The organism is Pseudoflavitalea rhizosphaerae (genome assembly GCF_003991355.1).
Taxonomy (GTDB): Bacteria; Bacteroidota; Bacteroidia; order Chitinophagales; family Chitinophagaceae; genus Pseudobacter; species Pseudobacter rhizosphaerae.
This window is the reverse complement of sequence record NZ_RCSU01000020.1, coordinates 67,935-87,839: the sequence shown is the minus strand read 5'-3', so window position 1 is coordinate 87,839 and position 19,905 is coordinate 67,935. Positions and strand designations below refer to the sequence as shown.

The following is a 19,905-nucleotide window of genomic DNA, read 5'->3' as shown; positions in this document are numbered from 1 at the left end:
ATGTTTTGTGTTGACTGGCTTTTGTGATAGCTCAGGATTAATTAGTTTGCCGGAAAATCAAACACAATGGATCAGCCTGCCGGGAAAAAAGTACAGTTGGCAGCCTTTGGTGAATTCCTGTTACGCTTGCACAGTCACCAGGCCAAACGTTTTCAGCAAACCGATGCTTACACTGCTTATTACGCAGGTGCAGAAGCCAATGTTTGCGTACTGCTGGCCAGGCTGGGCATGAACGTGAACTATATCAGCCGTGTACCTGACAATGATATCGCGCTGGCAGGTATCCGGCAATTGAAAAGTCATGGTGTGGGAACAGAGCATATGATCTTCGGTGGCGACAGGCTCGGATTGTATTTCACGGAATCGGGCAATCATATCCGCAGTAGCCGTGTTATTTACGACAGGTCCGGAGCCAGCTTTTCTCAACTGCAACCAGGCATGATCAACTGGAAACAGGTGTTACAGAACACAGATTGTTTTCATTGGTCCGGCGTTGCTGCAGCCCTGAGCGTGAGCGCGGCGGAGGTTTGCAGGGAAGCGCTGGAAGCCGCATCGGAATTGGGTTTGACTATTTCGGGCGATTTCAATTATCGCAGCAAGCTCTGGCAATACGGCAAACATCCGAAAGAGATCATGCCTGCATTGTTGCAATACAGCACTGTGGCTGTGGCCGACCTGGATGCCGTGAATATTTATTATGGCATCGATACAGATAAGGAACTGCCATTAGAAGATAGATTCAGGCAAACAGTTCAGCAACTGCAACAGAAGATGCCGAAGCTGCAAACACTGGGCATGAGCTTTCGCAAAACCGTCCAGCAGCAGACAGTTTACATGGCAGCACTGGCGCATCATGGCGAATATTATTTCTCTGAAGGCTATGCTATTCCCCATGTAACCGATCAGATCGGCACCGGCGATGCCTTCACTGCCGGTATTCTTTACGGATTGATGCAGGAAATGGCGCCACAGAACATCATCAACTTCGCCACTGCTTGCGGCGTACTCAAACAAAGCATTGCAGGAGACTGGGCCATCATCAGCAAACAGGAAATAGAAGAATTCATTCAGACGGGCGTAACCGGAAGGATAGTCCGATAATATAACAGGGTGCGGCAGTCGCTCGCCTCCCGGCGAGTGACTTCTATTTGTTCGCCTCCGGCGAACACCGCGTCGCCGGAGGCGACTAAACAAAAGTCACTCGCCGGAGGCGAGCGACTGGGCACACGCTAAGAAAACAGTACAATCATGTTCATTATAGATGCGCATCTTGATCTCAGTATGAATGCCCTCGAGTGGAACCGCGATCTCAGGTTGCCGGTACAGGCTATTCGTGAAAGAGAGCAGGGGCTTACTGATAAACCCGACCGGGCCAAAGGCACGGTTGCATTACCTGAATTACGCGCCGGCAATATCGGATTGGTAGTGGCTACACAGATCGCACGATACGTTGCGCCTGAAAACCCGTTACCAGGCTGGCATTCGCCGCAGCAGGCATGGGCACAGAGCCAGGGACAACTCGCCTGGTACAAAGCCATGGAAGCAGCAGGCGAAATGGCAATGATCAAAAATAAAAAAGACCTGAATGATCATATCGCACTGTGGCAGGATGGTCAACCCAACGACAAAAAACCTGTTGGGTACATTCTCAGCCTCGAAGGCGCAGATAGTATCGTTACCATCGATCACCTGGAAACAGCATGGAACTATGGACTTCGTGCGATAGGCCCCGCTCATTATGGGCCCGGCCGTTATGCCAATGGGACCGACGCTACCGGTCACCTGCATGCGCAGGGACGTGAGTTGATCAAAGAAATAGAAAGACTGGGGCTCATCCTGGATGCCACGCATCTCTGCGATGATGCTTTCCGGGATGCGATGGAATTATTCAATGGCAATGTATGGGCCAGTCATAACAATGTGCGCGCACTGGTAGACCACAACCGCCAGTTCAGTGATGAGATGATACGCACCCTCATCAGCAAAGGCGCTGTGATCGGCGCAGCGTTGGATGCCTGGATGATGGTGCCCAACTGGATGCGACAGCAATCCACACCAGAGGGTATGCACTGCAGCCTGGAAGTCATCATCGATCATATCGATCATATTTGCCAGCTGGCTGGCAATAGCCGTCATGTGGGGATCGGAACAGATTTGGATGGTGCATTCGGGAAAGAGCAATGCCCTTATGATTTAGATACTATAGCAGACCTTCAAAAACTACCGGAAATGTTCATGCGCAGAGGGTATTCAGCAGAAGATATTCAAAACATCATGCACGGAAATTTTCTTCGGTTCATGCAGAAGGCATTACCTGAATAGTCTCAGCGTGTTGCCAGTCGCTCGCCTCTGGCGAGTGACCTGTATTTGTTCGCCTCCGGCGAACACCGCGTCGCCGGAGGCGACTGAATAGAACTCACTCGCCAGAGGCGAGCGAGTGGGCTCCCCGAAATTCTAAGATGGTAGCTTTTTAGTCAGTCCCAGTACCTTAATGATGCACGTGCCCGGTCTCTCGTAATAATTTTTCCTGCTCCAGGTCCAGCTGGCCTCCAACTTTCCGGATCAGCTCATCTTCGAACTGGTCGCGGTCCCGGAGCTGGAAGAGGCGTTGGCGCTGGGTTCCCAGCAGTTCGAGGTAAATACTGTTGTATACCAGTGAAGACTGTCTTTCCTTTTCGCTGGCTCCATGACCTTCCAGGAAATTGGTGGTGAGCTGGAGATCGTTCTTCATCTGGTTATAAAGATTTTGCAGTACAGGTTGTTTTTTCATCAGGTCTGTATACTGTTCTTCCAGGTGTGAAACGGCAGCTGTGAGGAGTTGATGATGGAGTTTTGCTTCTTCCTCATCTTCAGAAGAGGCAGGTTGTTCTTTATCGAGGCCTACCAGTTTGATCACCCAGGGAAGTGTAAGCCCCTGCAATACCAGGGTGATGAGGATAACAATGAAAGTGATGAAAAGGATCAGGCTGCGGTAGGGGAAAGGCTGGCCATTATTCAGCAGCAGTGGGATCGATAGCGCAGAAGCCAGCGATACCACACCGCGCATACCGGCCCAGCCGATCACGATGGGGCCGCGCCAGCCGGGGTTTGGGTCAGCCACGGTTACCCACCGGCCTATCAATTTTGTCCAGCCTGCGGTGAACAAAGCAGTGATGATACGTGTAACAATGATCACCAAAGAGATTACCACGCCATAAAAAATGGCCTGTCCTTTGGAGTAATCACCCAGGTTGCGCATGATCTCCGGCATTTCCAGACCGATGAGCATGAACACCAATCCGTTCAATATGAATGTTATCGTGTTCCACATCGCATATCCCTGGAGGCGGCTCTGGTGGCTGAGTGTAACATGACTGTGATAAGACAGGAAAAGACCGCCGCTCACCACGGCCATAACGCCTGAGTAATGAAACGACTCAGCAGTCAGGTACATCAGGTATGGCGCTATGAAGGAAAGTGCGATATCGATACTGGTGGTGGTGGGCAACCAGCGGTACATAGCATAAATGATCAGTGCAATGGCCAGTCCGATCACAACGCCCATCACGGCTACCAGCACAAAACTCACGGCAGCTTTTTGAAATACGAATGTACCGGTCATGATAGCGGCCACTGCAAACCTGAATACAATAAGGGAAGAAGCATCGTTCACGAGGCTCTCCCCTTCCAGGATCTGTGTCAACGGTTTTGGGATATTGACGCTTTTCAATACTGTAGTGGCAGCAACTGCATCGGGTGGCGAAATGATGGCGCCCAACAGGAAGCCCATGGCCAGTGTGAACCCCGGGATCAATGCAGTGGAAACGAAGGCTACTACCGTACTGGTGATCAGCACAAAACCGAAGGCCAGCATAGAGATCACACGCCGCCATTTCCAGAAGGCTTTCCAACTGGTCATCCAGGCTGCTTCAAACAAAAGTGGTGGAAGGAATATCAGGAAGATCAGTTCCGGGTCGATAGAAATGCGTGGCAGGCCGGGAATAAAACTGATGACCAGGCCACCCAATACCAAAAAGATCGGGTACGAAATGCGCAGCCGCTGACCAAGCATCACCAGTATGGAAACAACAAGGATCAGTGTGATACAAAGCAATAAAGAATAATGCATGCGGAAATCAAGATTTTTCAGGCAGAAAATTAGGATTTGTTTTCATTCCTGAAAAAACTATGAAATACAAAAGCCGCATCCATAGGGGGAATGCGGCTTGAAGTTGTTTTATAACCGGGGATCAGATAGCGAGTGCTGGAACCTGGCTGCTGCGGCGCTCATATCTTTTCCAGATATAGTAAGTGAAAAACATCACGGCCAGCATGATCAATGGGAACACGGAGTAAGCGATAGGCGCTCCTACAATGGCCCAGCTTGCGGCGGCTGAGATAAAGTTGATAGTGAAACCGGCGTATGCCCATTCCTTAATGGTTTTGTACCTGGTCTGCAGGATAGCGATAGCCCCAAGTATCTTGCCGGCGCCCACGAGGTACATAATGTAATTGGGGTAACCCAGTTGTTGCATGGCAGCTTTGCCGTCTTCAGTCATGGCAAATCCGGCAAATCCATCCATCAGCATCAGGGCAGCGAAAATTATGGTAACGATCCAGTACAAAGTTTTTGAAGGTTTCATGTTGGTTCAATATTGTGGGTGAAGAAATATTTGTTGACAACAAAATTGAAAAGTATTAATCAATTTTCACGGGTGTGTTCACGTCAATTTCCGGGGTTGATTGCGACGATGCACCATCCTACTTTTATTGCATGAAAAACATTACGTTAGTTATCCCGAAAGGCGAAATCAGCCTGGGAAACATCGAAGCTGTAACGCAGATCTTCACCGCAGTGAATGATCTTTTACATGAAGGCGGTAATGCTCCCGCATTTGAAGTACAACTGGCCTCCTGCGAAAGGGTGAACCAGATCGATAAACATATTTCCGTGACCGTTAACAGGCAACTTGCCGATGTTGGCGCAACAGACCTGGTCATTGTTCCGTCTGTACAGGGCCACCTGGAATTACTGCTGGAACGGAACCTTGAGTTGATCGAATGGTTGAAGGCGCAGCGCGCCAAAGGTGTAGAGATTGCAGTGTTATCGCTCTCTGCGGCTATACTTGCAGAGACCGGACTACTCAATGGCAAAGGCTGCACTTCGCACTGGATGATCGGAGAAGAATTGAAGAAGCGTTTCCCTGAGATCAAATTGCAGTTGTTCAAAGTATTCACCGATGAAGATGGGCTCTACACCAGCGCCGGCGGATTCAGCTTCCTCAATCTCTTACTGCACCTGGTGGAAAAAGAAACCGACAGGGAAATGGCATTGCTGATCTCCAAAATATTTGAGATCGATATCGATCGCAATAGCCAAAGCCCGTTCATCATTTTCAGGGGACTGAAACATCATGGCGATGATCCCGTAATGCGCGCACAGGAATACATCGAAGCCAACTACAAGGAAAAGTTGACGGTAGATGAACTGGCCCGCAAATTCCTGCTCGGCAGGAGAAGCCTGGAACGCCGGTTCAAAAAGGCCACAGAGAACACCGTGATCGAATACATCCAACGTGTAAAAATGGAGGAAGCGCGCAAAAGCCTGGAGAGCTCACAGGGTAGTGTACACGAAATTATGGCCGAAGTGGGATACTCCGATCCGAAAGCCTTCCGGGAAGTTTTCAGAAAAATGGTAGGCCTCAGCCCTGTTGAATACAGGAGTATGATCGGCAGGAATGCTCCCAGCGAATCTTAGAGTAACCCAATTGCGGTTACTACGATGAATGCCGGGAAAATCATGGAATAATGTAAATTTGGAAAAGGCGCTATTTCCAATGCATTAACCCCCTTGCAATGCCTGAGAATATTACAGACAGAACGGTATTTTCCTTGCTGGAAGTTCAGCGGAGTATCCAGAAAACGCTTACCGACAGGTATGGCAGTTCATTCTGGGTAAAAGCTGAAATGAACAAGCTCAACTATTACAAGCAATCGGGCCATTGCTATCCGGAGCTGGTAGAGAAACAACAGGGCAAAGTGATTGCCCAACTGAAAAGCGTACTCTGGCGCGAAGATTTCGTGCTCATCAATAAACATTTCCTTTCTTTTCTCAACGAACCATTGAAAGATGGTATCAAGATCCTTTTTCAGGCGAAGCTGATCTACGACCCCGTACACGGACTTAGCCTCCGTATCCTCGATATCGACCCCAGCTATACTTTGGGCGACCTGGAAAAAGAAAAAATGGAATCCATCAGCAGGCTGGTCAACGAAGGTGTTTTCGATCAGAATAAATTATTGCCCATCCCTCTGCTGCCGCAACGCATCGCTGTGATCTCCGTTGAAAGCAGCAAAGGTTATGTGGATTTCATTGAAGTGCTGGAAGGGAATCCCTGGCGTTATAAATTCTTTCATTATCTCTTTCCTTCCCTGTTGCAGGGAGAGAAAGCCATCGATACCATCCGCCTGCAATTAAGCCGCATCCGGAAAGTGATCCATCATTTTGATGTGGTGGCCATTGTACGGGGAGGAGGCGGAGATGTAGGACTTAGTGTGTACAACAACTATGAACTGGCAAAGGCCATCGCGCTTTTCCCCATACCGGTGATCACCGGAATCGGCCATGCTACCAATGATACGGTGGCAGAAATGGTGGCCCATGCCAATGCCATCACCCCCACTAAGATTGCGGAATACCTGATCCAGCGGTTCCACAATTTCTCAGTACCGGTAATGCAGGCTACGGAAAAGATCACAGACCGCGCAATACGACTGATACAGGAAGAAAGAAATAAATTGCGCTCTGAAGTGAAACTGTTCCGGTCTGTAACGGCAACGGTTACCCTGGAACATCGCAGTCAGCTGATGAGCTCGGTTGCCCTGCTGAAACAGCAGGCGAAATATTTGCTGCGGGAACACCAGGACGAACTGGCAAAACTGCTGTTGGCAGAAAAAGCAGCAGCATTCATGAAAGAACAGAACTCGGGACTTGCCCAGCTTGAGCGGAATATCAATAACATGAGCCCTGAAAAGGTGCTCCGGCGCGGCTTTAGCATCACCCTGAAAGATGGAAAACTGATCAGGGATGCAGCCGAAGTAAAAGAAGGGGATACCTTAGAAACAGTACTGGCCAACGGAACCATCAGCAGTACTGCCTTATCCGGAAAAAAACAATAAGTCATATGGAATCTACGTCATTGGATTATACACAGGCGTTTGAGGAGTTGCAGCAGATTGTGAACGATATCGAACAGGGAGAGATCTCCGTTGATGAGCTTTCCACAAAAGTGAAGCGGGCTGCCGAGTTGATCCGCTTTTGCCGTAACAGGCTTACCACTACCGAAGAAGACGTGAACAAGATCATCAAAGAACTGGATGCTGCTGGCAGGGACCCATTCCGGGAAGATTGATCAAAGTTTTACTATGCCTGTTCTGATAGCAAACAGCACCGTCCCAATGCAGGTACTCACTTTCAGTTTCTTAAATACAGATTCCCGGTATGGTAGTTGCATTACTACCGTTAATGCTCATGTTTTTTACCGAACTTAGATAAAGGAAACTCAGAAAGGAATAACTAACGTACCTCTAACTCACAAGTATGGGACTATTTGAATTTTTCTTGCGAAAGAAGAAAGCCGACCGTATCGATCCTCCAACAATTAAATCAACGCGGCAGACGAATATTGAGAACAAAACGCAACAAGAAGATGCAGAAATTTTACTTGAAAAAATCGAAGTAGTCCCTGGTCTCGTCCTTCCCCGCGCTTTTGCCAATTACTGGCCCGAGCTCTCTCAATCAGGAACGCCTTTCATCCAAATAAAAGCAACGCCAGCCGCTGAACTTGCGCCCGGGCAAAGCAAATTTGGTTCTTTTCCAATACTGCCTTTGAATTTCTCCTATCCAAAAAATCAACAGGGAGAGTACCTGTACCCACTGGCCCAGATCAATTTCAGGGAATTGCCGCCAATGCCAGGCTACCCGAGAACCGGCTATCTCCAGTTTTATATTTCCGCAGATGATACTTTTGGTTACCGGTTCGACAATCATCCCAATGATTTCAAAATCCTCTTCTTTGAAGAATCTGAAGTTGAAAACTTCCAAACCGATTTCAGTTTTCTTCAAGCTACTATGGAGTCGGAGTCTGTGCCGGTATCAGAGCCCCATGCATTGCAATTCGAATTAAAGGAAGAATATTTTGGCCTGGGGAATGTTTCCAATCAGATGAATCCAGGTATTTCCCTGGAACAGATCGCAGCGCAATATGAGGGCGAACTGGAAGAAGAACTAATGACCTATGCCTATGATCATTTTACACCTTCAGGTCATAAGCTGGGAGGTTATGCCTATTTCACACAGACCGATCCGCGCGAATACCGCGGGGAAAAAGACAAAGAATTTGTTTTGCTGCTTCAGATAGACTCCGATGAGAAGATCATGTGGGGCGATGCGGGAGTGGCCAATTTTTTTATTCATCCCAACGATCTCGCCAATAAAGATTTCAGTAAAACTTTCTACACCTGGGATTGCGGTTAAATCACCTTGATCAGTTGCCTGAAAGATTGTAATTCGGCCTGTGCCTGCGCCACCTGCAGGCTGATATTACTGATCTGGGATTGCAGTTGCTTCCTTTTCGCCAGGATATGTTGCTTCAGCTGTTGCAGACCGTTATACTGGCTCCTGATCTCCTGTTCCAGTTGCTTTTTGGATTGAGCAGCATCATCGATGATCTTCAGAAAGGCTTTGTTGAGTTGCTGATTGTCCGGGTAATAAATAAATCCACCAGCCATCTGCCTTTGCCAGGAAAGCAGCATCTGCTCATACTTCTGCCCGATGCCCTGCACCTTGATATTCCCCAGCTTTGAAATATCCGATGCCGTTACAATGCCAGCATTGTACAAAGCTTGTTTTCGGCTGGCGCCAAAGCCGGGAATGGAATGGTCCTCTAGCCTGAACTGTTGCAGAAATTGATATAGCTGATGATTGTAGATCCGTTCCTCTTCCAGTCTTTTCTTTACCTGGATAGTCTTCGGCACTTCTCCATACTGCGCTATCAAAAGTATGATCCGCTTTCCATGCTGATTGTATTGGTCCAGGTCTTTTGTACTCTGATAACTGATCACAGCCATGTTGAGCTGTTTCGACAAGTCCTGGTGCTTCTCCTTATGTCTTTTCAGTTCAGCCTGGAGACGCCATTTCCAGGGAATGCCCATATAAAAGAACACAGAAAGGCCAAGTACCAAAAAACCGCTGGTAGTACTGAAAATAAAAACAAAGGCAGCAGTCAATAGCAGCAGGGCGCTGATGACTGTTTGCTGCAGTTCATATTTCTTCATTCGCCCACTATGCTGTGCTGCGGCCAATGGTTGTGCGGGAATGCTCAGGTCCGGTTCGGGAAAATAGACCGGGTCCACGGCAAATCCCTGAATGAACCTGTCGAAGTCGCTATGGATGGCGCTTTGCGCAGAATGCAGATCGTCTATGAAGTAAAGGATATTCCTTTTCGACTGGAATTCGCACCAGGGGCAATGGCTGAGCTTGTTGGGAAAGATATGCAGCTTACTCCTGCTGCAATGGCTCATCTGTTGCAGCAATTGATTGGTGGCTATTATCCATTGCGCAGGCATCGGCCTGGTGGTGGATTCAAAGGCATCGTGAAAGAGATCGGTGATGCTGTTGGGAAGGCTGTTGATATCGAAACTGTCTTTCGGAGGAGTGATCAGTTTATGGTGTTGACGAAGTGAGTAGGCAAACAGTTGCCGCTGGATGGCGGTCTCTTCACCGATATCTTCAGCAGTATGATTGATCCCCGCAAAAGGATGTCTTCCCAGGAACAATAACTGGAAGATGAGGATGGCCATGGAGAACGAATCGGTATTGGCGGTTCGCACAACGTTCCCGAAAGAAGGAAGCTGAAGCAATTCCGGGGGTGTATATCGCGGCACGCCCACTTCACAATAAAAATAATTGTTGTTATCGGATAACTGGAAAGAATCGCAATCGATGAAGGCCACCATACCCTGTTTATTCACCAGCAGGTTGCCTTCGTTCACATCACCAACAACCATCCCTGAAGAATGCAGGGTATGGAAAGCAGAAGCGATATTACGCGCAACATGTACCAAGAAGTTATAGCCTTTGTCCGGAAAGATCCTTTTCCTGTCCATCGGGCTGAAGAGCATATGCAGCGGCACATACTTGTCCAGCTTCTTCATCACGAAGCCGCAGGGTTTTCCTTTTTTATCGCGCACCAGGTCTGTAGGCCAGGCGGCATATGCCTGCATTTGTTCTGAGTAGCGGTTCACCATCAGTTGCAGTTTATTGGCTTTGCTGCTGCTGAGTGGTTCCGAGTAGACTTTTAATACCTGGTCCGGATGGTCTGCCAGTTCATATACTTCGCCTTCCCCTCCTTTTCCGAGAAGGTTTGACGTAGTATATACGCCCTTGTTGCCGCTGTACTGTTGGTTGATCATGGATCAGAAACGAGTTGCGAGAAAAAGGGTTTTATCGTCGTCGGTCCTGTTGTTGATGGCTTCGCTGTTCAGGTATTCTCCGAGTTTCCGGTTGAGTACGGCAAGGTGATCTTCCTGTGTGGCCATTCGCAGCCACTTGAAGAGGTCTGCGAAGAATGGCTGGTGCACGCTGAGCGATTCATTGTTCAGGGTCAGCAGTTGCAGCCCGTCTGTGAACAGTGCCACTTCTTTGATGGTTTCATGAAGTGTGACTATCCGGAGATGGCTCATGTTGCTGTCGTCTACCAGGAAGGCGGTGGTATTGGAATACTCGCCGTTATGCGGCCACCAGATTGTAGTGTATTGGTCTGCGTTGGTATCCCTGATGATGGCGCCATCGCCTACCTGGAAGAAAACTGCTGTGAATTCTGTGATCACAGCCCCAAGAAGGGTGCAGGAGTATTCGTTAATGTTCTCGCTTTTTTCATTGGCAAGCTGCAACAGGTTATCATATATCTTTTCAAGGACAGTGATCACAGAAGTTTCTTCTACAACTTCACCAGCTGCTACTGCTTCCGAAAGCGCCTGTACGGCAGTTGCAACAACATAGTTGGCCGATTCTGCTGCATGCTTCGCACTGCCTGCGCCATCGCTTGCACAGCAGATCAGGGCTTCGTCTCCGTCAGGAAGAGCGCAGGTCTTGAAGGCAAGTGCATCTTCACAGGCCCGCTGCGATTGCAGATGGGAAGTTCCAGTAACGGATTGTCCAATTGTTTTCCAGATCATACTTCGGCCCAACCGGTAGGAGGTAAAAGGTTCACTTTATTGCCGGGATTCTTGCTGCTCACGGTTTTGAGAGAGCCGGAGAGCCAGATGAAGAATTCGCGGAACATGAGCCCCTTCAGTTTCAGTGGTTGACGCACGGAGATCTCGCGCAGTACATCGAAGTTGGCATCCTCCACACCGATGGCAAAGAAAGCGAAGGAGTTCATCGATTCACCTTCCCTCACCTGCATCGCTGCTTTGGTATGACTATCCGTTGGCGCACCATCCGTGATGAGGATGATCCAGGGTTTGTAATACCCGATACCGTGCGACTTATATTCATTCTTTCTTCGTGTAACCATATCGATCCCGAGTGAGATGGCGGTACCCATCGGCGTATCACCTTCCGCTTCCAGCGGGCGCGGGAAGAAATTGGTGACAGTGGAAAAATCCGCATCCACTGTAACCGGACCGAATGTGATCATGGCAATTTCCACTCTCTTGGAAGCGAGCGGGTCGGCAAGCAATTCTTTTTTCAGCGTTTGGATCCCTTCATTGAGTTGTGCGATGGGTTTACCCGACATGGAGCCTGAAGTATCCAGCAACAACACACAAGGGCATCTCGGTTCAGGATTGTCTGCAAAACTTTCGCTTCCAAAGGGAATCTGCTCAAAAGAAATATACTCATCCATGTAGAGAAATTATAAGTGTTGATCTATATAAATGTAATAAATCCCATTTAATTCCTTTTCGATAATATTGTGTTCTTAATCGTATTCACTTAGTAGCAATCACTCCAATTTTTTAACGGCATGTCAGGTGAAACTGTGGTACCCCAGGAAGGCGAGCTCCTTTTGCGGATGGCAAAAGGGGATGAAGCAGCGTTCACCGCGCTGTATCGCCACTACAGCGGACCATTGTACCTGAATTTTGTACGAATGGTGAAAGATGAAGTGATTGCTGAAGAGATTATACAGGACCTTTTCTCACGCATCTGGCAAAAACGGGAATCCATTTCGATAGAAAAAAACTTCAGCGCCTATCTCTATCGTACCGGTTACAACCTGCTGATGGATTTCTACCGCAAGGTAAAACGCGATAGATTATTGTACGAAAAATTCAGGCAGGCAGCCATTGAAAATTACAGTCATATCGAAGAGGTCCTGCATCTGAAAGACAGTCAGGCCCTGGTGAGCAAGGCGCTGGATACCCTTCCGCCGCAGCAAAGAAGGGTTTTCGAACTCTGCCGCATTGAAGGACATAGCTACAAGGAAGTAGCCGAAATACTCGGCATTTCTCCCAATACCGTCAAAGAACATTTCGTGAAGGCCAACCAGGCCATCCGGAAATTTATTACCGGGAATGCAGACACCGCTATTGGACTGCTTTTCATCGCCGCCTTATACTATTCGAAATGAAAAAAGGGGAATTCCGGAATTTTATTGGAATACACCCACCCGAATCATTATTCCTGAACGTCTCTAAAAAAAGCCATCGTGACGCAACCCAACAATTTTGCCAGCTTGTACCGGAAATTGATGGATAACGAGTGCTCACCCGAAGATGTAGATCAACTCCTGCAATGGTTGAGTGCTGATAAACCTGATCCGCTGACAGAAGACCTTATCCATGAACAAATGAAAGCCGCAGTTCCGGAAGAAGCTATCACCGCGGATCTCCGGAACCGTTTGGAGATCAGGTTGAAAACAATCCTGGAAACGAACCGGCAGCCGGCCGTTGTTCGTCGCCTGTATCCTTTGAAGCGCTGGGGCTGGGCCGCCGCTGCTGTTGTGGCAGCGCTGGTTATCGGTACTTATTTCTGGTTACAGAATGGTTCAACCACGCAAGCACCACCGCAGGTGGCCACTACCACCACTGATGTGGCTCCCGGCAGGAATGGCGCTGTGCTTACACTCGCTGACGGAAGCAATGTATTGCTTGACAGCTTGGGCAATGGAACCATCGCTATAGAGAATGGAGCCCGCATCAGCCTGGAAGACGGAAAGATCACTTACGGCAAGGGAACCAATGCTGCAGACATTCGATATAATACCATGAGTACGCCGAATGGCAGACAGTTCACAGTTGTGCTGCCCGACGGAACAAAGGTCTGGCTCAATGCAGCCAGTTCACTCAGGTATCCCACTATGTTCACCGGTACCGAAAGAAAAGTGGAAATTACTGGTGAAGCCTATTTCGAAGTAGCCAAAAATGCCTCCATGCCATTCAGGGCGCTGGTGAACAACAGTACAGTGGTGGAAGTGTTGGGAACCGCTTTCAATATCAGTTCCTACAACAACGAGAAAGTGATCAAAGCCACGCTGGTGGAAGGAGCAGTACGCGTGATCACAGACAATAATGTAGAAAGCAGGATCAACAGTGTGGTGTTGAAGCCCGGGCAGCAGGCGAAGATCACAGCTGCTGAAACATCGCGGGGAGCGCTCAATGTTCTGAATAATGTTGACATAGGGAAAGTATTAGCCTGGAAAAACGGACTCTTCAATTTCAATGGTGTGAAGCTGGAAGATGCAATGATGCAACTGGCAAGATGGTATGATATAGAGATCGTGTATGAAAAAGACGTACCCAATATCACCTTCTTCGGAGAAGTGAGCAGGGATGTTAGTCTTGCCGGTCTGCTCAAAGGTCTCGAAGGCGCAGGTGTCAACTTCAGAATTGAAGAGGGGAAAAAATTGGTAGTATATCCATAAGTAACCAGAACCAATCCTATACAGTACGAACTTAAAACAAAACCGGAAGTGGTTCGACGCACTTCCGGAAAGCGTTTGAGCTGAGTTCTAAATCACTGACGAAGCAATTTTTTCTTTCAACCAAACAATGCAATTTATGCAAAAAACTGCTGATTGGTTCAGTACCCCTATGGCCATACCCCACCCCAGGCCATCCGGTTACCGGACAACCAAAACCCCGTTAGCGAAGCATGCGCCTGCAGTAGCCAATCTTCGCTATCACCGAAAACAAATAGTGACTGTGATGAGACTGACCATCCTTTTACTCACCGTTGCACTGCTGAATGTTCAGGCTTCCGGTTTGTCGCAGACCGTAACACTTACAGGGAAAGATATTCCGCTCCGGAAAGTTTTTTCAGTGATCAAAGAACAAACCGGCTACGTGGTATTCGGCAATAACAGCCTCTTTGCCAATACCAGACCGGTAACTGTGAATGCAGACAAGATGCCGCTCACTTCTTTTCTCAACCTCGTTCTCACTAACCAGCCGCTCACTTACAGCATCGATGGTAAAACCATTTTCATAGCAGCTCAGGCGTTGCCGCTACCGGAATCAAAACCTGAACCCGGAAAGATTGGCTTCGATCTTTTCCCGGACCAGGGGCGTGAAGTTTGGGGACTGTTGCGAAACCTCAGCGGTGAGCCGCTCGGCGGCGCCAGCATCACCAATAAAAGAACTAAGAAAGGAACTTCCACCAACGCAAGCGGCTATTTCCGTTTGAAGGATGTGGAAACAGGCGATACCCTTATTGCCAGTTTCATCGGGTACAAAACTGCGTATGTGCGTGTAGGTGAATCTGCCGAAGTGCTGATACATCTTCAGCTGGCCGAAAACCAGCTGGACCAGGTAGTGATACAAGGCTATGGAACCACTACCCGCCGTACCGGAACAGGCGCCATCACAAAAGTTTCGGGGGATGAGATCAGCAAGGCCAATGTGGTGAACCCGATGCTCGCTTTGCAGGGACGAGTACCCGGATTGGTAGTGACTCCTGAAGCAGGCTATGTAAGCGGAAGGATCAAGATGGAGATCCGTGGCCGAAAATCATTGAGCCGCGATTTCACCGGCGATCCACTTGTGATCATTGACGGTGTGCCAATGACCGTTCTGGAACTGGGGCCGATCAGTTTCGAAAATGGTGGACAGGGACTAACGCAGGGCCTGACCCTGAATCCTGCGGGCGGACAAAATCCTTTCTTCGGTCTCAATCCTGCAGACATAGAAAGTATAGAAGTACTGAGAGATGCTGATGCAACCGCTATTTATGGTTCACGCGGATCTAACGGTGTGATACTCGTTACCAGCAAGAAAGGCAGCAACAAAGGCGGCGCCATTTTCAATATGAACGTAAATACAGGAGTGAATTTGGTTACATCACGCTGGGACATGCTCAATACGCAGGAGTATTTGCAGATCAGAAAAGCTGCCTTTGCCAATGACGGCATCGAGCCCACCTTTCAATCTGCTCCCGATCTGAAACTCTGGGATACCACCAGGTATACAGACTGGCAGAAAGAACTCTGGGGCAACCGGGGTAAATCCACTTTCGTGGATGCCTCACTGGGAGGTGGCAATGAATTCACCACTTACCGCCTCAGCGGCGGCTACAGCAGCATTTCCGATATTACCACCAAAGCAGGTTCCAACGATGTGTATAATCTCCAGTTCAGTCTTGGTCACACTTCGCTCACCCGGAAATTCCGGATGAACTTTGTTGGTAAATACACGAGAACAGAAGTGAAACTGAGGATGTTGCCCTCCACCACCACACTTGCTCCCAATGCTCCTCCCATTTACGCACCGGATGGCAGGTACAATTTCAAAGAATACAATGATGCAGGCCGCCCGGATGATTTTCCTTTCGGCGTGATGGAGAATGCCTACAAAGCCGGAACCAACCTGATGAACCTCTCCCTGAACCTGAGCTATGATATCCTCAATGATCTGAAAGCGAGTGTGAATATCGGTTACAGCACTTCCGACAATAACACTTCCATGATCATTCCCATTGCCGGGCAGAATGTGGATTTCTACGGGCAGTTTGCCATGGGTACTTCCAATATGAGTAGCACCAATGTGAGGAACTGGATCATCGAACCTCAATTGAATTATCGCTTGAGGTTTGGCCTGGGCAGGATCGATGCCATTGCTGGCGCAAGTTATCAAACCAATACTACCAATTCTGTTTCCAATTTAGGAATGTTGTATACCAATGACGCATTCCTGGGATCCCTTTCACTGGCTCCTTACCTGATGGGGCAAAGTCTCAGGGGGCAGTACAAATATGGCGGTGTGTTCGGAAGATTATCTTTCAACTGGGATGAGAAATACATCGTGAACCTGAATGGAAGAAGGGATGGATCATCACGTTTCGGAAAGAACAATCAGTTCGGGAATTTTGGATCGATAGGCGCATCCTGGATCGCATCGGAAGAAAAATGGATCAGGAACTGGCTGCCGGAAGAAGTAACGCTGCTGAAATTCAGAACAACTTATGGTCTTGTTGGATCGGACCAGGTGGGAGATTACAGGTATATCACCCAATGGTCTAACACTGTGCCGGGCTTTGATGGCCTTTTTTATCAACCCTATGACGGTCTGAATCCATTGGTTAGTCAGTTGCATGTGAATGAAGACTATCACTGGCAACTGAATAAGAAGCTGGATCTCGGTCTCAGCGCCGGTTTTATTAATGATCGCATTTTGCTTGAATATACATATTACAAGGAACGGATCGAGGACCAGCTCACAGACTTTCCTGTTCCTTATTCCACCGGCTTCCCGACAGTCACAGCCAATTTCCCCGCCGTCCTGCAGAATTCCGGACATGAGATACAATTATTGGGAAGGGTGATCGAGAACAAACAGTTCAAACTCGGACTGAATTTCAATATCGCCTTTAACAGGAACAAGCTGGCCTCTTATCCTGACTTCGAACACTCTCCTTTCCTGAATTTTTATACAATCGGAAGATCAGTAAACACTGTTTACCTGTTGCATTACCTGGGCGTGAACCCGCAGACAGGGCAATATAGTTTTGAAGATGCCAATAAGAACGGCGTTATCAATATCAGGCAGGATGTTCCGATGCTGGAAGGGCACGACGACAGGTCCGTTGCCATCGATCTCGCTCCTAAATATACCGGGGGATTTGGCGCCAATCTAAGCTACAGGAACTGGAGCATGAACCTGCAGTTCAGTTTCATGCGGAAATTTATCAGGAACGTTGCCTTCCCGAGTGAGTATCTCGGCCGTATGTCGAACGTATCAAAAGATATACTGGGCAACTATTGGGAAAAACCTGGTGATGTGAAGCGATTTGCTGCGCCAACTACATTGGGTAATTCCGGAAATTCATTTTTCGGGAGCTCCGATGGTTATTATATGGATATGAAAATGCTTCGCCTTGGAGCAGTGAACATTGCTTACAGCTTCCCTGATTCCTGGATGCAAAAGATAAGGATGAGAAGCGGAAGTGTTTTCCTTCGTTCCGGTAATCTCTTCTTTATTTCCAATACTGAAGGCCTGGACCCGGAATCCACGGGAGTTGGAGCTATGCCGATGGCCCGGTCCATTACAGCAGGTTTTTCACTTTCACTTTAAGACTTAACAGTATGCAATCGATAAAATATTCAACCCGCATTTTCACGATGGCAGCGCTGCTGACCATTACTGCTGCTACTGGTTGTAAAAAACTACTGGAGCTGGAACCGAAAGTGGGAACACTGGTCACTCCACTGGTATTTGCTTCCAACGAGCAGGCTGAATCCGCCATGATAGGTGTTTACACCAAACTGATCAATGGCTCTAATCCGAATTTGTCATCTGGCGATAAGGGTTTTGCGATGGGCGCTACCAGCCTGGTGTTTGCACTGAACGCTGATGAATATCAATATGGACGAACAGACCTGCTAAGCTTTTATAAGATCTATACCAATAAACTTAACAAAGAAGAGAATGGCAATGTTTCAGCAATTCTCTGGAATTCTGCCTACGACTGCATTTACGGTTGCAATGCCATCCTGGAAGGCATCGATGCATCCACGGCTCAGCCCTTTACGCAGGCAATGAGAATGCAACTCAAAGGCGAATCCAAATTCCTGCGCGCCTTCTCTTATTTCAACCTGGTAAATATGTTCGGCGACCTGCCCCTTGCGCTTACCATCGATTTCAATGTAACCAGGTCTTTAAGCCGTTCATCAGTGGATAAAGTTTATGAGCAGATCATTGCAGACCTTAAAGATGCCATTGCAATGCTGCCGGAGGAATATCCATCTAAATCCGGCGGAAGGGTTCGTGTGAATAAGGCTGTGGCAAAAGCCCTGCTGGCCCGCGTTTCATTATACAGGAAGGATTATGTACCGGCCTTACAGATGGCAAATGAAGTAATTGGTGAAACAGGTAAATACTGGCTGGAGGCCGACCTCAACAATGCTTTCACTACCCAAAGCCACGAAGCTATCTGGCAGCTGCAGCATAGTACGGTTATATCTCCCCGTTATTCCGCAACCCCTGAAGGGGCCACCTTGCTGGGCGTTTCAGCGGAAACGGCCAATCTGGCTTTCTTTGTTTCTCCCCAACTGCTGAATGTGTTTGAAGCCGGTGATCAGCGAAGAGTGAACTGGATAATCGATAATACTTATGATCAGATCACCAGGCAAATCCCATACAAGTATAAGAAAGGGGAAGCCAGCCAGGGCGCCGGCAGTCCCGATGAATACAGTACGCCGATAAGATTGAGTGAACTGCTGCTGATCCGCGCAGAAGCATTGCTGTTAGGCCCTTCAGCAGATAAGAATGCTGCCCTGGATGATGTGAATGAGATCCGTAACAGGGCCGGGCTCACAACTCCCCTGCCTTACTCACTCAGCAACGACGAAGTGCTGCAAGCGATCATGCATGAAAGACAGGTGGAACTGTTCGGTGAATGGGGCCATAGGTTCTTCGATCTCAAAAGAACCGGCAAGGCAGCAGCAGTACTGTCTGCCATTCCCGCAAAACAGCCCTGGCTGGGCGATTACCAGTTGTTGTTCCCACTCCCTCCGGATGAGATCACCCGTAACCCCAATCTTAATCAGAATCCCAAGTACTAATTGTTCACAGCATCAACTCCTGTAAAATGAAAAAAGCAAATCCTGTTCTTTTACTGACAATGTTGCTGATGGCAATAGTAGTCTCCTGTAAAAAGAATACTGGTTATACCGCATCGGGATCTCTCAACTATGTGAATGCCGTAGTGAATGCAGAGCTACTAACGGCAGATTTCGGAATTGATAAGCGGTTGATCTTTTATGATGTTACTCAGGCGTTCAGGTATGCATCGCCTACCTCTTATAATTTTCAAAGTCTTCCTCCCGGCCCGAACAAGCTCGATATCTATGGCTACGGGGATACAACGGAACATGATTCGCCACTTGCTTCGGTAGTATTGGATATAGTGCCCGCAGACATGTACACGTTATTCCTGTCGGGGAACAGGGCGCAAATAGATACTGTGTTGATCAAAGAGCAATTCCCTGCCTATGCAGTTAACGACAGCAGTTTTTCTGTCCGTTTTCTCAATCTTTCACGGGGCACAAATCCGGTATCGGCAGAGATCGATGAAGTGCCGCAAACAGGCGCAACAAGTATCGTCTATAAAGCAAAGAGCAACTGGATCCCTTTATCCGCACAATCAAAAGTTAGCAACTATCAGATTCGATTCAAAGACCAGGTTACCGGAAATATTCTGGCAACTGCTACACTGGAAAATATCAACCTGCCAGGTGATGCAACATTGCCTAATCCCTGGAGAAGGAATAATTATTCCATTGCACTGATTGGCGATCCGGCAGCCACTACTGGTGAATATGTGTTGAAGGTCCTTTTGGTAAGACATTTCTTCCCCGGATAATATTTTTAGTATAATCCTTCAACCGGCGGTGACCCCGCCGGTTTTTTTGTTTTCAGGGTACCTGC

16 protein-coding genes are annotated in these 19,905 nt (G+C 48.2%); 11 read left to right on the top strand and 5 right to left on the bottom strand.

Annotation, left to right across the window (positions count from 1 at the left end):
• The first annotated feature begins 66 nt into the window (after nucleotides 1–66).
• Entirely contained in the window at nucleotides 67–1,101 is a 1,035-nt protein-coding gene (locus D9Y29_RS24815; protein ID WP_127132948.1) for a sugar kinase, read from the top strand.
• Between the two features lie 147 nt (nucleotides 1,102–1,248).
• On the top strand, nucleotides 1,249–2,322 hold the full coding sequence (locus D9Y29_RS24810; RefSeq protein WP_127132947.1) for a dipeptidase: 1,074 nt from the start codon (nucleotides 1,249–1,251) through the stop codon (nucleotides 2,320–2,322).
• 166 nt (nucleotides 2,323–2,488) lie between these two features.
• Here the strand turns inward: D9Y29_RS24810 and D9Y29_RS24805 are convergent, their stop codons facing one another.
• Entirely contained in the window at nucleotides 2,489–4,108 is a 1,620-nt protein-coding gene (locus D9Y29_RS24805) for a Na+/H+ antiporter (RefSeq protein WP_127132946.1), read from the bottom strand.
• 121 nt (nucleotides 4,109–4,229) lie between these two features.
• A complete protein-coding gene (locus D9Y29_RS24800) occupies nucleotides 4,230–4,622 on the bottom strand; it encodes a DoxX family protein (protein WP_127132945.1) in 393 nt (130 codons plus the stop codon).
• A 131-nt stretch (nucleotides 4,623–4,753) separates the two neighbouring features.
• On the opposite strand from D9Y29_RS24800, the gene D9Y29_RS24795 reads away from it, so the two are divergent.
• The 4 genes from D9Y29_RS24795 (at nucleotide 4,754) to D9Y29_RS24780 (ending at nucleotide 8,515) form a co-directional block, all read left to right on the top strand.
• Nucleotides 4,754–5,737, top strand: coding sequence for a GlxA family transcriptional regulator (locus tag D9Y29_RS24795; RefSeq protein ID WP_127132944.1), 984 nt, complete (start codon nucleotides 4,754–4,756; stop codon nucleotides 5,735–5,737).
• Between the two features lie 98 nt (nucleotides 5,738–5,835).
• Nucleotides 5,836–7,158 (top strand): exodeoxyribonuclease VII large subunit, encoded by a 1,323-nt coding sequence (gene xseA, locus D9Y29_RS24790; protein ID WP_127132943.1) that lies wholly within the window; start codon nucleotides 5,836–5,838, stop codon nucleotides 7,156–7,158.
• Between the two features lie 5 nt (nucleotides 7,159–7,163).
• Nucleotides 7,164–7,391: an exodeoxyribonuclease VII small subunit gene (gene xseB, locus D9Y29_RS24785; RefSeq protein ID WP_127132942.1), complete on the top strand. Its 228-nt coding sequence runs from the start codon at nucleotides 7,164–7,166 to the stop codon at nucleotides 7,389–7,391.
• 188 nt (nucleotides 7,392–7,579) lie between these two features.
• Nucleotides 7,580–8,515, top strand: coding sequence for a YwqG family protein (locus tag D9Y29_RS24780; RefSeq protein WP_127132941.1), 936 nt, complete (start codon nucleotides 7,580–7,582; stop codon nucleotides 8,513–8,515).
• On the opposite strand, the gene D9Y29_RS24775 is transcribed toward D9Y29_RS24780, so the two are convergent.
• Genes D9Y29_RS24775 through D9Y29_RS24765 form a run of 3 tightly spaced genes read right to left on the bottom strand, consistent with a single transcriptional unit; the run spans nucleotide 8,512 to nucleotide 11,888 of the window.
• Complete coding sequence (locus tag D9Y29_RS24775) at nucleotides 8,512–10,452, bottom strand: protein kinase domain-containing protein (RefSeq protein ID WP_127132940.1); 1,941 nt, start codon at nucleotides 10,450–10,452, stop codon at nucleotides 8,512–8,514. The genes D9Y29_RS24780 and D9Y29_RS24775 overlap by 4 nt on opposite strands.
• Nucleotides 10,453–10,455: 3 nt before the next feature.
• Complete coding sequence (locus D9Y29_RS24770) at nucleotides 10,456–11,217, bottom strand: PP2C family serine/threonine-protein phosphatase (protein ID WP_127132939.1); 762 nt, start codon at nucleotides 11,215–11,217, stop codon at nucleotides 10,456–10,458.
• Nucleotides 11,214–11,888: a vWA domain-containing protein gene (locus D9Y29_RS24765; RefSeq protein WP_127132938.1), complete on the bottom strand. Its 675-nt coding sequence runs from the start codon at nucleotides 11,886–11,888 to the stop codon at nucleotides 11,214–11,216. Before D9Y29_RS24765 ends, D9Y29_RS24770 begins: the two co-directional genes overlap by 4 nt.
• A 120-nt stretch (nucleotides 11,889–12,008) precedes the next feature.
• On the opposite strand from D9Y29_RS24765, the gene D9Y29_RS24760 reads away from it, so the two are divergent.
• From D9Y29_RS24760 to D9Y29_RS24740, 5 genes are all read left to right on the top strand, one after another.
• On the top strand, nucleotides 12,009–12,614 hold the full coding sequence (locus D9Y29_RS24760; RefSeq protein WP_127132937.1) for an RNA polymerase sigma factor: 606 nt from the start codon (nucleotides 12,009–12,011) through the stop codon (nucleotides 12,612–12,614).
• A gap of 78 nt (nucleotides 12,615–12,692) precedes the next feature.
• Nucleotides 12,693–13,907, top strand: coding sequence for a FecR family protein (locus D9Y29_RS24755; RefSeq protein WP_127132936.1), 1,215 nt, complete (start codon nucleotides 12,693–12,695; stop codon nucleotides 13,905–13,907).
• A 136-nt stretch (nucleotides 13,908–14,043) separates the two neighbouring features.
• Nucleotides 14,044–17,550 carry a SusC/RagA family TonB-linked outer membrane protein gene (locus tag D9Y29_RS24750; protein WP_164735542.1) on the top strand — a complete coding sequence of 1,169 codons (3,507 nt, stop codon included), beginning with the start codon at nucleotides 14,044–14,046 and terminating at the stop codon, nucleotides 17,548–17,550.
• Nucleotides 17,551–17,561: 11 nt separating this feature from the next.
• Complete coding sequence (locus tag D9Y29_RS24745) at nucleotides 17,562–19,040, top strand: RagB/SusD family nutrient uptake outer membrane protein (RefSeq protein ID WP_127132934.1); 1,479 nt, start codon at nucleotides 17,562–17,564, stop codon at nucleotides 19,038–19,040.
• Between the two features lie 26 nt (nucleotides 19,041–19,066).
• The gene (locus D9Y29_RS24740; protein WP_127132933.1) at nucleotides 19,067–19,840 is read left to right on the top strand and encodes a DUF4397 domain-containing protein; all 774 of its coding nucleotides are present in this window, start codon (nucleotides 19,067–19,069) and stop codon (nucleotides 19,838–19,840) included.
• The last annotated feature ends 65 nt before the right edge of the window (nucleotides 19,841–19,905 follow it).

What these genes read in the sequence shown, in the direction of transcription:
- D9Y29_RS24815 (WP_127132948.1), top strand. Translation starts at nt 67, where the DNA reads ATGGATCAGCCTGCCGGGAAAAAAGTACAGTTGGCAGCCTTTGGTGAA.
- D9Y29_RS24810 (WP_127132947.1), top strand. Translation starts at nt 1,249, where the DNA reads ATGTTCATTATAGATGCGCATCTTGATCTCAGTATGAATGCCCTCGAG.
- D9Y29_RS24805 (WP_127132946.1), bottom strand. Translation starts at nt 4,108, where the DNA reads ATGCATTATTCTTTATTGCTTTGTATCACACTGATCCTTGTTGTTTCC.
- D9Y29_RS24800 (WP_127132945.1), bottom strand. Translation starts at nt 4,622, where the DNA reads ATGAAACCTTCAAAAACTTTGTACTGGATCGTTACCATAATTTTCGCT.
- D9Y29_RS24795 (WP_127132944.1), top strand. Translation starts at nt 4,754, where the DNA reads ATGAAAAACATTACGTTAGTTATCCCGAAAGGCGAAATCAGCCTGGGA.
- xseA (WP_127132943.1), top strand. Translation starts at nt 5,836, where the DNA reads ATGCCTGAGAATATTACAGACAGAACGGTATTTTCCTTGCTGGAAGTT.
- xseB (WP_127132942.1), top strand. Translation starts at nt 7,164, where the DNA reads ATGGAATCTACGTCATTGGATTATACACAGGCGTTTGAGGAGTTGCAG.
- D9Y29_RS24780 (WP_127132941.1), top strand. Translation starts at nt 7,580, where the DNA reads ATGGGACTATTTGAATTTTTCTTGCGAAAGAAGAAAGCCGACCGTATC.
- D9Y29_RS24775 (WP_127132940.1), bottom strand. Translation starts at nt 10,452, where the DNA reads ATGATCAACCAACAGTACAGCGGCAACAAGGGCGTATATACTACGTCA.
- D9Y29_RS24770 (WP_127132939.1), bottom strand. Translation starts at nt 11,217, where the DNA reads ATGATCTGGAAAACAATTGGACAATCCGTTACTGGAACTTCCCATCTG.
- D9Y29_RS24765 (WP_127132938.1), bottom strand. Translation starts at nt 11,888, where the DNA reads ATGGATGAGTATATTTCTTTTGAGCAGATTCCCTTTGGAAGCGAAAGT.
- D9Y29_RS24760 (WP_127132937.1), top strand. Translation starts at nt 12,009, where the DNA reads ATGTCAGGTGAAACTGTGGTACCCCAGGAAGGCGAGCTCCTTTTGCGG.
- D9Y29_RS24750 (WP_164735542.1), top strand. Translation starts at nt 14,044, where the DNA reads ATGCAAAAAACTGCTGATTGGTTCAGTACCCCTATGGCCATACCCCAC.
- D9Y29_RS24745 (WP_127132934.1), top strand. Translation starts at nt 17,562, where the DNA reads ATGCAATCGATAAAATATTCAACCCGCATTTTCACGATGGCAGCGCTG.
- D9Y29_RS24740 (WP_127132933.1), top strand. Translation starts at nt 19,067, where the DNA reads ATGAAAAAAGCAAATCCTGTTCTTTTACTGACAATGTTGCTGATGGCA.